Origin of the sequence: Leptospira weilii serovar Ranarum str. ICFT (assembly GCF_000332415.1) — a bacterium.
GTDB classification, from domain to species: domain Bacteria; phylum Spirochaetota; class Leptospiria; order Leptospirales; family Leptospiraceae; genus Leptospira; species Leptospira weilii_A.
Genome location: NZ_AOHC02000041.1, coordinates 69848 through 81373 on the forward strand (window position 1 = coordinate 69848; position 11526 = coordinate 81373).

9 protein-coding genes and 1 pseudogene are annotated in these 11526 nt (G+C 41.8%); 8 read left to right on the forward strand and 2 right to left on the reverse strand.

All coding sequences use genetic code 11. From position 1 onward, the window contains the following. Positions 1–493 precede the first annotated feature (493 nt). A pseudogene (locus tag LEP1GSC060_RS20850) lies at positions 494–699 on the forward strand (hypothetical protein); the annotation flags it as partial. 19 nt (positions 700–718) lie between these two features. Here the strand turns inward: LEP1GSC060_RS20850 and LEP1GSC060_RS13550 are convergent. Both LEP1GSC060_RS13550 and LEP1GSC060_RS13555 read right to left on the reverse strand, forming a co-directional pair. Continuing rightward, entirely contained in the window at positions 719–1720 is a 1002-nt protein-coding gene (locus LEP1GSC060_RS13550) for an LIC_10230 family protein (RefSeq protein WP_003005864.1), read from the reverse strand. A gap of 14 nt (positions 1721–1734) precedes the next feature. Continuing rightward, positions 1735–2751, reverse strand: coding sequence for a hypothetical protein (locus tag LEP1GSC060_RS13555; protein ID WP_003006060.1), 1017 nt, complete (start codon positions 2749–2751; stop codon positions 1735–1737). A gap of 124 nt (positions 2752–2875) precedes the next feature. On the opposite strand from LEP1GSC060_RS13555, the gene LEP1GSC060_RS13560 reads away from it, so the two are divergent. From LEP1GSC060_RS13560 to mtaB, 7 genes are all read left to right on the forward strand, one after another. Then, a complete protein-coding gene (locus LEP1GSC060_RS13560) occupies positions 2876–4249 on the forward strand; it encodes an ABC transporter permease (protein ID WP_036096479.1) in 1374 nt (457 codons plus the stop codon). Between the two features lies 1 nt (position 4250). After that, entirely contained in the window at positions 4251–4928 is a 678-nt protein-coding gene (locus LEP1GSC060_RS13565; RefSeq protein WP_003006126.1) for an ABC transporter ATP-binding protein, read from the forward strand. Between the two features lie 289 nt (positions 4929–5217). Next, on the forward strand, positions 5218–6015 hold the full coding sequence (locus tag LEP1GSC060_RS13570; protein WP_036096594.1) for an ATP--guanido phosphotransferase: 798 nt from the start codon (positions 5218–5220) through the stop codon (positions 6013–6015). Between the two features lie 239 nt (positions 6016–6254). Next, positions 6255–8804, forward strand: coding sequence for an ATP-dependent Clp protease ATP-binding subunit (locus LEP1GSC060_RS13575; RefSeq protein WP_036096480.1), 2550 nt, complete (start codon positions 6255–6257; stop codon positions 8802–8804). Between the two features lie 2 nt (positions 8805–8806). After that, the gene (locus LEP1GSC060_RS13580; protein ID WP_036096481.1) at positions 8807–9232 is read left to right on the forward strand and encodes a hypothetical protein; all 426 of its coding nucleotides are present in this window, start codon (positions 8807–8809) and stop codon (positions 9230–9232) included. 19 nt (positions 9233–9251) lie between these two features. Beyond that, positions 9252–10127, forward strand: a complete 876-nt coding sequence (locus LEP1GSC060_RS13585) for a tetratricopeptide repeat protein (protein ID WP_003006098.1) — start codon at positions 9252–9254, stop codon at positions 10125–10127. Continuing rightward, positions 10108–11421 carry a tRNA (N(6)-L-threonylcarbamoyladenosine(37)-C(2))-methylthiotransferase MtaB gene (mtaB, locus tag LEP1GSC060_RS13590; RefSeq protein ID WP_003006484.1) on the forward strand — a complete coding sequence of 438 codons (1314 nt, stop codon included), beginning with the start codon at positions 10108–10110 and terminating at the stop codon, positions 11419–11421. Before LEP1GSC060_RS13585 ends, mtaB begins: the two co-directional genes overlap by 20 nt. The last annotated feature ends 105 nt before the right edge of the window (positions 11422–11526 follow it).

Consider the following 11526-nt stretch of genomic DNA (forward strand, 5'->3'; position numbering starts at 1 on the left):
GTATATATAAGGAATTTAGGACGAAAGTGGTTGGGGTTTGGTTTGAAAAAACGAAACAAAACTTCAATTTCACGATCATCATGATTTAAGAGATGTTTGGCGCTTCGAAAGATTTTCGTTTATAGCGCCGTATTTTCTCCGCAAAAAGAAACTGGGTTCTTAAAACGTGGGAACTCCCGCTCGAGCGGCTGGTAACGAGTCATAATCAATCCCACAAGTATTTGGATCTGAAGATAAATCAGTCGGAATTACGAGAAATTTTCTGTGAAACTTGCGCTGTAAAATCTCTGAAATCTAATCCATAGGCACTCGAAGCCAATTTTTGGGATTCAAAACGGAATTTTTGATTCTCCGGTAAGAAACATTCACGATAAAAATGATCGCCAAATACAAATGGAGTTGTTGAAAAATTCAATAGTCGCATTAACAAAACTGCGTCAGTCGTCCATTTCAATGAAACAGAAACAAATGGAGAATTAATTTTTCAACAACTCTAATGGACTATTTAGGGGATTTATCTTAGAATATTAAGATTTTATTAAATTCAAATGTTCAAAGCGGATATGATCGGGATAGAAAAACGCCGATTGAATACGATCAAACCGGGATCTTGGAAGCTTATATCGATTATATCTTTCCCGCCTATACCGTAATTTGTATTACATCGGTTACGATCCAAAGGAAAATCATTATGATTATCTTATATTCTGAGTTTTTACTATAGACCTTTGCTCGAGGCAAAATCGAGAACCCAAGTGTTCATGGATAAGATCGTAAAAAGTAAAACCACAAAAAGTGTGACTCCTAATACCGCAAACACGATAAAAATCGTATTTCGAATCACTCTAAATTGAAGATAACTTACGGATAACGTAATATTTCCGGTCGAAGTTAATTCGTCGTTTTTACCCATTCTGAAATAATTGCGGATGTAAAAGATCATCATAAGAAAAACAAGAACGATCAGAAGAATTCCGAATTCGAACGAATAATGTTTTTGAAGAAGGAAGATCGGAATATAAATCAAATTCCCCAACAGGATTCCCGTCAACATAATCCCTGCGAAATGAAAGAACATAGGAATCCATGAAATTTTAGAAGAAGCGGACTGAAATTCTCCCTCTTCTCCGTTTTGTGCGGTTTGAAAAACGCCAAAACGATCCGCTTTGTTTTCGTAAACTTTCGAGATCGTAAAAAGCATGTAGATTAATAAAATCGTTAATGCGAACAAAAATAGGGAAGAGATCGCGCCGATTACCGGAGTTTGCTGAATGCTTCTCAGAGGGTGCTGAAGAGACATTAAAACCGGAAGAATGGAAATCAAATATAAACTTCTATTTAAATACGTATAAAACCATGCTTTGTAATGGATCGCTAAAAAGGAAGTAATCGAAAGTAATATTAAAAATCCGTAAATAAACAGCATGATTTTCTGTCCGAGAAGAATTCGACCCATCCTATCTACGGTCGCTTCGAGTTGTGCGTCGGTAGGAATCGTTTTTTCGTTTAATTCTTCCATAACTTTGGAAGTAAGGCGGATTTTCGAAATCAATCCTCTTTCGATTCCCCATTGAGGAGCGAGTTCCCTTCCGGACCCTTCCAGCAAAGCTTCCATTGAATCCATATCCTTCGGATCGTAAAAGATCGGTTCGAAAGAAATGTTAATCAGACAAAAGGACAAAATGATAAAGGGCATGATCTGAGCGAATTTTGTTTTCATAGTTTGGTTTTTATTTAAAAAAGAAATTGGAAAATTGCGGTCATTGCGATTCCCAAAACTCCAAGTGCGATTAGGATTGTGATCAATAATCCCGAATCTTCGGAAGTTCCGGAATGTTTTGTAGAACTTTTGGAAACGGGAGGTTTCTCTCCGGTCAGGATCGTTTTTTCTCCGGAGTAAGGACGAACCTTAATCGAGTTCTCTTCTTCATAAATTTTTCCGAATACGTCCGAGCCGATTTGAACGACGGTTTCATTTTCTACTCCGTTGTTTTTGGAAGCGACGACGGTTCCGGGTAACGGACGGATTTGTCCTTCGGGAGTCTCCAACTTCATCGCTTGGATAATACTCTGAGAAGAAGAATCCGATTTTAATAACTGAATCATGATCTTGTCTCCGGGTTTCAGTGTGTTGATCTGAATTCCGGAAACCGGAGAAAGAACATACTTCATAGGAATCACTCTGGAACCGGATGGGATGAATTGTTCCAAGGTTGTTTCCGCGGTCTTTTTCATTTCAAAAGAGGCCGGTTCTAAAGAGGGAAGATCTTCGTTGGTTTCTTCGGAAGAATCTTCGAAAACACTGGTTTGACTTTCTTCGTTGAGTTTGGCTCGATCTACGGTAATATAAAAAAATTGAATGTCGGGTTTTGAGTTTCCTGCGGCTTGGTTGATTACTTGATGAAGAATATTTTTGATCTTATCGTTGTCCTTACCGTTAAAGTAATGGATCAATTGTTCCATGAAATCGTCCGATTTACCGTTTGTCTGGAACAGTTCGGTTAACTTATTCGTAAGATTTTTAAGTTGTTTACCTTCGTATTTCAACTTTTGGCAAACTTTCACGATGTCCTTATGAGTCGAAACGGAAAGTTGAACGGATCCGATGTTTTCCGCTTGCCCGACCGCTACTACTTCGAGTTTTTCCATCCTTGCCTGTCGGATATCGATGATGCTTGTAAATAAAATATGAATGGATGAGGAAGTGTCTTTTGAGATGAATTGAAACGTATAAACCTGATTGGAACTCATGTATTTTTAATTTAAGGAAGCTACGCTTGAGAAACTTTCTTCTTTATTTTTGACATTCTGGTTCGGATTCAGAGAATTGTCAAACTAAGGAAGGATCTCACCTTCTAATTTTAAGAGTTTTTTGATGAAGGTAAATTTGTTCCGAGGTTCTTTGATATTTCTGGTAACTTCGCGTTACATTCGGGGGTCGCGTGTAGCAGGTCTTCTCTCGTTAAAATCTAGATTATCTTTCATAGTTATGGCCGTCGGAGTTTCTCTTCTGATCGTCGTCTTATCCATCTTCAACGGCTTTCAAAGACAGGTAAAAGAATCTCTTTGGCAAGGCGGGCCTCACATCACGGTTGAAAATAAATTCGATTCCGGTGATATTCAACATTACGAAAAGATAATCGCATGGATTCGTAAGAATCCTTATCTCAAAGATAGAATCGTTTCCATCGGCGGAAGTATTACGAGCCACGGTTTGATTCAAAACACCAATTCGTTTATTCCCATTATGGTGCGCGCACTTCCGGTTGAAAACATTCACGATCTCATTGCAAATCGTCTTACTAACTTTCCAAGAATCGTACATCATAACCGGGAAGAGATCCAGAGATACAACATTGACAATCAGGTTTTGATCGGAAAGGAAATGGCCGGTATTTACGATTTTGATCTCGGAGCCAATTTGACGATGGCCGTTCCGGGCGGAAGGTTCTCTCTTGGAAAGGGTGTGGACGTTTCCATCAAAACGTTTCATACGGTGGGCTTTTTTAAAACCGGTTATTATAACTACGATACACATTACGTTTTTCTTTCGCTTCCGGTCGCACAAAGATTTTTCAATTTGAAGGATTCCGTAAATCAGATCGCGATCAAAGTGAAGTCCCTGGACGATTTGCAAAATTGCAAAAGGGAAATTTTAAAAGAATTCAGAGATCCCGAATTTGAAAACGAGATCGGTTATTCCGCCTCTTTCAGCGTAAGAACGATCGCGGAAGAGCAGGAGAATTTTTTCACCGCTTTGAAGCTGGAAAAGACGATCATCTCTATTATAGTTTTCTTATTTATTATTTTGGCCGCATTGGGAATGGTCGCGAGCGTCTACAGTTTAGTGAGAGCGAAAAGAAAATCGATCGGAGTATTAAAAGCGCTCGGATTACCTTCTTCCGGCATTTTATTGATCTTTACTTTAAACGCGATGGTTGTCGGAGTTCTTGCTTCTCTTGTCGGAGGAGTTTCCGGAATTTTTATAGCGAGCAATTTGGAGACGATCATAAACGGACTTTCCGAACTCATCAATATGGTCGGGTTTTATTTTTATCATTCCGAGTGGACGAATGTGGAATTGGTTCCGAAAGACGTCTATTACTTCGATCATATTCCCGTGGATATAGACATTTCATTTATATTTATGGTTACGACGGCCGCTACGATTTTATCGGGAATTGCCGGTTACTTCCCCGCGAGATGGGCCGCCGGTCTCAATCCCGTCGACACTATAAGGAACGACTAACGTGAGTCTCATCAAAGTAAGAAATCTGGTAAAGAATTATCATATTCTCGATAAGGAATTTAAGATTCTGGATCATTTGGATCTGGACGTCGAAGAGGGTGAGATCGTTTCCGTGGAAGGGAAATCCGGGATCGGAAAGTCCACTCTTCTGAACATCTTAGGTTCCATGGATTCCTCAGATACGGGCGAGGTTGACGTTTGCGGAGTTTCACTCGATCGAATTTCCGAAACCGGGAAAGAAAAATTCAGAGCCGAAAAGGTTTCCTTTATCTTTCAACACCATCTCCTACTTCCGGATTTTACCGCGCTTGAAAACGTAAGTATTCCTCTTTTGATCAACGGAGTTCAACCGGGAAAGGCAAGGCAGTTGTCCATTGAGATGTTGGATCGAGTCGGACTCAAGGATCGTCACGATAATTTTCCTTCTCAGCTTTCGGGTGGAGAAAGTGCGAGGGTCGGAGTTGCAAGAGCGCTCGTTGCCGGAAAAAAACTCGTTCTTGCGGACGAACCGACGGGCAATTTGGATCGCGAGAATTCTCGTAATCTGATGGCCTTGATTTTAGAGCTGCAAAAGGAATTTCGTTTTTCGATGGTGATCGTCACACATGACATGGAACTCGCGGCTTTAGCTCATAAGAGAAATCAGATGGCTGGCGGAAAACTTCAGCCGATATTCTAGTGGATAGAAATCAGAAATCAGATTTCAGCGTAATTTACCGAATTGAAAAATTAGCCTTTGTTAAAGTCTAATGGCTCCATTAGGAAAATGTAATTGAAGTCCGATTCTTTGCTTATGAAATCAACTGAACTCCGTATGAGAGCATCAATGTAGGAGTTCCCACATTTTAAATTTTGAGACAAACTCTTTGTTGGATTTCCATTGGAAACTTTCTTTAGGAACTCCAAACTCCGGTTTTAAAATTAAGAAACTCCTCGCTTTTATAAAAGATTCTAAGAGTTTATCAACAATGTCCTCCGAGAAGTGTTTATATTGCGGGACGGATCGGGCCGCCTGGAACGAAAGAGGAAAGATCGGTTGTATTCATTGTCTCAAACTATTTCGAAAAGAATATCAGGTACACCTGAGACAAAAGGACTTCGAACTTTCTTCCCGGTTTTTGCAAGGTAAGGAATTCGAGAATTTTCTGAGATTCGAATCTCTTTCGGAGTCCCGAAAAATTCTCGAATTGGATCGTATGGCTCCTCCGTTCACATACCGATTGAGAATCGGGCGCAATATTTCCGGTAGAATTTATCCGGCGGCGGCAGGGAGCGCCGGAGTTCCGACCCAAATCCTAAGGGAGTTTTTAAGCGAAACGTTAGGCATTGCTTCAACCCTTCTTGGAACCAAAGACCTACCGACTCGGATTCCTTGGGGAGAAGGAAATTTATTTTCCGGAGACGAAGACCATCTCCGTTGGGAGGTATTAGCTCCTACGATGTCCGAATTATTCCGACAAATTGAAAATTCACCTTTGGAAAAGTTAGAAGATCAAAATCTTTTTGACTACGATCCTGAATTCGGTTATGTCACTTCCTGTCCTACGAATGCCGGTTCGGGAGCCAAAGTAAGTTTAAAACTTTCCATGAAAACCTGGAAAAATCGGATGAATCCCTCCTTTAAAATACCGGGTTTTTTGGAATTCTATCTTGAGAATTCATCCGAATTCGCCGTGTTTTATCTGAAAAATTTTGCTTTTTCTCAAAAAAATTCCTTTTTAAATTTAGTTTATTATTTAGCCTTACAAGTGGAACCGGCGTTATAAGCCCGGAATTTACTCGAACTTCCAATCCTTTTTCGAAAATGTTCCGATACTGAAATTATAAGAAATCCGTTCGAGAAAAAACTGAAAAATCCGCCTTGGATAAACCTCACTGCGGTTTCAAATTTTCAGAAGAGAAAAATGAAATTTTTTGAAACGCTGTCAAGCGGGTCGCCGTCCTTGGGTGGGAATTTCGAAGCGAATTCAGTCTAATCTTTACAAATAAAAACAAAGGCGCCGTTATGCTTGAATTTACAAAAAGAGCCAAAAGAGTCATCAACGAGATCGCTCAGGATGAGGCCAAGCGTCTTGGTAGCGACTATATCGGGCCGGAGCACATCTTGCTCGGTCTTCTGAAAGAAGAAGACTCGGTCGCTATCAAAATCCTGAACAACCTCAACATTAACCTCAACGAATTACGCAAAGAGGTGGAAAGAAGAACCCGCGAAGCTTCGGGAGCTTTGCTTATGGACGTAGCCGGCGGTCAGGATCGATATCAAAAAATTATCGAACTCTCCAAGGAAGAGGCCAAACGTCTCAAACACAACTATGTCGGAACGGAACACATCCTTCTCGCGTTGCTCCGAGATAACAACAACATAGCGGGTGGCGCGCTATATTCATTTAGCGTAAATTATAATGTTATAAAAAGCGAAATCTTACGTTTACTCGGAGCTCCTCCAACGAGTTCCGTGGGCGTAAGTTCCGCGACTCAGTCCGGTCCACAAGGAACACAACCTCGTCAGGAGAAAACAAAAACTCCGATTTTGGACGAGTTTGCACGCGACCTGACTCAACTTGCAAAAGATAAGAAGTTGGATCCGGTTGTCGGAAGAGCGACGGAAATTCAAAGAGTGATCCAGATCCTTTCCAGAAAAACGAAAAACAATCCGGTTCTTGTGGGAGAATCCGGCGTGGGTAAGACCGCGATCGTAGAAGGGCTTGCGCTTGCGATCGTTGAGAAAAGTGTTCCCGATCTATTGTTTGAAAAGAGAGTTCTTTCTTTGGATCTTGCATCCTTAATCGCAGGAACCAAATACAGAGGAGAATTTGAAGAACGTCTGAAGAAGATCATGAAGGAAATCACCACTTCCACAAACATCATCATCTTTATCGACGAACTTCACACTCTAATCGGAGCCGGCGCTGCGGAAGGCGCGGTGGACGCGGCCAACATTCTCAAACCTGCGTTAGCGAGAGGAGAACTGCAATGTATCGGAGCTACAACCAGCGCGGAATATCGTAAGTATATTGAAAAAGATTCCGCTTTGGAAAGAAGATTCCAAGTCGTGAAAGTGGCGGAACCTTCCGTGGACGATGCGATTCAGATTCTCCAAGGATTGAAAAAAGCGTACGAAGCTCATCACAAAGTGAGATACTCCGATAAGGCTTTGGAACAATCCGTAAAACTTTCGCACAGATATATCAACGATCGATATCTACCCGACAAGGCGATCGATATCATCGACGAGGCCGGTGCAAAAGCTCGTTTAGCGAACTGCGCTCGTCCGCAAACGATCAAGGATCTAGAAGAAGAAATCAAATCTCTCGCTTCTAAAAAAGAAGAATTGGTTCGCGCTCAAGAATATGAAAAAGCCGCCGGTGTTCGCGACGAAGTGAATCGGAAAAAACAAGCCATGGAAGAAAAGATCCGTTCTTGGCAGGAGAAGATGGAAGACTTTGCGGTCAACATCGAAGAGGACGACATTCTTTCCGTGATCTCTTTGTGGACCGGAATCCCTTTGGAAAAAATGGAAGAATCCGAATCCGATAAACTTCTGCGTTTGGAAGACGAGTTGAAAAAACGAATCGTCGGTCAGGCAGAAGCGATCGAAAAAATTGCGAAAGCCGTACGTCGCGCCAGGACCGGTTTTAAGAGCGAAAGACGTCCTACCGGATCTTTCATCTTCTTGGGACCTACGGGAGTCGGTAAGACGGAGCTTGCAAAAGCTCTTGCGAACTTTCTTTTCGGAAACGACGACGCAATGCTTCGTGTGGATATGTCGGAATACATGGAACCGCACGCAGTCAGCCGTTTGATCGGAGCCCCTCCGGGTTACGTGGGTTATGACGACGGAGGTCAGTTGACCGAATTCGTGAGAAAAAAACCTTACTCCATCATTCTTTTGGATGAGATTGAAAAAGCGCACCACGACATTTTTAACATTCTCCTCCAGATCATGGAAGAAGGGAACTTGACCGATACGAAAGGACGAAAAGTAAACTTCCGAGATACGATCATCATCATGACTTCCAATATCGGAGCAAAGGAAATTCAATCGGGCGGAAGACTCGGATTTGAAGATCGTAAGGACGAAGCGTTGAAATACAAATCCGATCAAACCCGGGATCAGTTGAAGAAATATTTCAATCCCGAATTCTTGAATCGTGTGGACGAGGTGATCTACTTCGGATCTCTCACCAAAGAAAATATCATGTCCATCATCGATATTATGGTGGTCGATACTAACAAAAGGCTTCGTGAAAAAACGATTCAAGTTTCCATCACTCAAGCGGCAAAAGATCATATCATGGATATCGGTTACGACGAGAAGTTTGGTGCGAGACCGCTTCGGAGAGTTTTCCAAAGAGAACTCGAAGATCACATGGCGGTTCAAACTCTCAAAGGAGCCTACAAAGAACCTACTAAAATCGAAATTGATTTCAAAGAAGGTAAGCTCGAATTTATGGAAACTCCTTGGACGGACTATAAACCGGTCGATGCGAAGGCCGGGGGGAACGACAATTCTTCCGGTAATCCCGAAAGGTCGGAAGAGATTGCCTTAGTCTAAGGATGCCGATACTCATCCCTGTATTGATTCTGATCTCCTATCTTCTGATTCGGAAGATCTGGTTTCACCTTAGGAAAATCAGGACCATTGCGGGGATTGAGAAAATTTCTCTCTGTGTTTTTTATCCCGATTTATTTCTTCCCGAAGTACGGGTCTTTTATAAGTATTACTTTCAGGGCGGAGTTTACTACGGCTCCGGATATATGCTTTTGACCGATTTTCTCGGCCAGGAAGAATATTCAATTTATCGAAATGCGGACGGACTTCCCGTTCTTGAAATGGAAGATCAAATCGTTCTTTCGGAAGAACAAATTGAACATTTTCTCATGCAGAGATATCCGAGTATCATCGTGTATATCGATCCTGTAGAACCATTTCATTCTCTCATCGACTGCATTAATGCGAAGTCCATAAGTATGACCGCCTAACAATCTAGAGTGTATCAAAATGCCAATTCGTAAGTTTTTATTTTTACAGCGCTTCGCAAAATTTAATTTCATTTTATCAAAAATATCAAACTGCAAGTTTCCACCTCGGTTCCGAGAAAGATTCTTATTCCTCGTATTCTGTTCGGTGATTTCAACTCATTCTTCATTGATCGCGCAGACAGGAGAAGATTATTCTCTCGCATTGAAAGAATTTGAAAATCGGAATTATGAGAAATCTTTAGAGATCATTCGCGCCTTGCATGAAAAAGGCGGGCGTTCGTATGAAACTCATTATCTTGCGGGACATTCTCATTTTGCTTTAGGAAGGACCAAGTCAGCGGGTTCTCATTGGTCGGAGGCTCTTTCGATCAAACCCGGAGACGCGGCGGTCAGTTTGGACTATACAAAATATCTTTTAAACAACGGAAGAGAGGACGACGGATTACAAGTAATCGCTCGAGCGTATGAACTCAATCCGCGTAATAAGGACATTCGCCTTCTTTTCGGAACGGCGCTTCTTTATAACGGAAAAGTAAAGGACGCGCTTAACGTCACCGAAAAATTAAAGTCCGAGGATTCCAACGACTATCGTCCATTGGTGTTGGAAGGGCAGATTTATTATTATCTGGGTAATATTGAAAAAGCGGAAGTCAGTTTGAAATGGGCAAATTCCATCGTTCCAAACAACGCGAGCGTATTAAACAACCTCGCACTGGTTTATGAGAAGGCTTCCAATCAGGAAAACAAAAAAGGCAGGTTTGGGAACGCGAAGAATTTTTTAAATTCCGCAAAAGAACAAATCGAATCGGCTTTGAAACTCGAGCCAGAAAATTCTCACTTCAAAGATAACCTTAGAAGAATCGAATTCAAACTCAATGCCCTCTCCAATAGCTGAACAAACGGTTCTTTTTAACACTCTCGGATGTAGACTCAATTTTTTCGAGTCCGACGGCTTGTTTGCCTCTCTCACAAAACACGGATATCGTTCCGCGGAAGCGGAAGAACATCCCGAAGTGGTGATCATCAATACTTGTACGGTGACGAACAAGGCGGATTCTAAAAATCGAAATACGATTCGAAACGCGATCAAAAAATTTCCGGGTTCTCAAATTTGGGTTACGGGTTGTTACGCCGAAACGGATCGCGAGTCGATCGAAGCCATTCCTGGAATCGCGGGTGTTGTCGGAAATACCGAGAAGTCGAAACTTCCTTCCCTCATCCTTGAAAAGAAAGGATTGATAGAGGAAGCTGCGATCAACGGCCAAACCTTTGACCGTTTTTCGTATTCGGATGTTTTGCCGAACGGCCATACCCGCGCTTATCTGAAAATTCAGGACGGATGCAATCGTAAATGTTCGTATTGTAAAATTCCTCAGGCCCGTGGGCTCGGAGTCAGCAGAAACTACCGGGACGTTGTGGATCAGGTTCGATTTTTACAAGATAACGGCGTCGGCGAGATCGTTTTAACCGGAGTCAATCTCGGTTGGTATCGGGATTCCGAAAACAAAAAAGCCTTCAATAAAATTCTGGACGACATATTAAGTATTTTAGAATATTCAAGAATTCGAATTTCTTCCATCGAACCTCCCGATGTAGGAAACGAACTCGCGGAACTGATGACTCATCCTCGTTTTACTCCGTTTCTTCATATCCCTTTGCAAAGCGGAAGCGCCGATATTTTAAAAAGAATGAAACGCACTTATACTCCGGAAACTTTCCGTAGACGAGTGGAAATCGCCAAGGAAAAAATCCCAGGTCTGTTTTTAGGAACGGACGTGATCGTCGGTTTTCCGGGTGAAACCGAATCGATGTTTCAAGATAGCGTGAATATGGTTCGAGAACTGGGTTTTGCAAAAATTCACGCTTTTCCTTTTTCAGTAAGAAGAAACACGTTAGCCGAAACCTTTCCGGATTCCGTAAGTAAGGAAATCAAAAAGGAAAGAGTTCACTTTCTGAATGTGTTGTCCAGAGATCTTCATAAAAACTATGCAATCGCTGAAACCGGAAAAACTCGGGAAGCGATCCTGGAACAAGGTGGAATTGCCGTTACGGACAATTATCTCAAAGTGAGAATTTCGGAAGCGGAGCAGAGAAACTTAAAGACGGGCCAGTTTTTGAACGTGGAACTTCTAAAATATGAAACGGAAACCGACAAAGAAGGGACTTTCTCGGGACGTGTTTTTCGTTAGATCAGAACCTTTATCGGTAAGGTTTCGAGATAAGAATTAATTTGTCTTCGAGAGAATCTCATTCGATTTCAATTCAAGAAACAGGTTTTTCTTTGAAGTCATTTT

What these genes read in the sequence shown, in the direction of transcription:
- LEP1GSC060_RS13550 (WP_003005864.1), bottom strand. Translation starts at nt 1,720, where the DNA reads ATGAAAACAAAATTCGCTCAGATCATGCCCTTTATCATTTTGTCCTTT.
- LEP1GSC060_RS13555 (WP_003006060.1), bottom strand. Translation starts at nt 2,751, where the DNA reads ATGAGTTCCAATCAGGTTTATACGTTTCAATTCATCTCAAAAGACACT.
- LEP1GSC060_RS13560 (WP_036096479.1), top strand. Translation starts at nt 2,876, where the DNA reads ATGAAGGTAAATTTGTTCCGAGGTTCTTTGATATTTCTGGTAACTTCG.
- LEP1GSC060_RS13570 (WP_036096594.1), top strand. Translation starts at nt 5,218, where the DNA reads ATGTCCTCCGAGAAGTGTTTATATTGCGGGACGGATCGGGCCGCCTGG.
- LEP1GSC060_RS13575 (WP_036096480.1), top strand. Translation starts at nt 6,255, where the DNA reads ATGCTTGAATTTACAAAAAGAGCCAAAAGAGTCATCAACGAGATCGCT.
- LEP1GSC060_RS13580 (WP_036096481.1), top strand. Translation starts at nt 8,807, where the DNA reads ATGCCGATACTCATCCCTGTATTGATTCTGATCTCCTATCTTCTGATT.
- LEP1GSC060_RS13585 (WP_003006098.1), top strand. Translation starts at nt 9,252, where the DNA reads ATGCCAATTCGTAAGTTTTTATTTTTACAGCGCTTCGCAAAATTTAAT.
- mtaB (WP_003006484.1), top strand. Translation starts at nt 10,108, where the DNA reads ATGCCCTCTCCAATAGCTGAACAAACGGTTCTTTTTAACACTCTCGGA.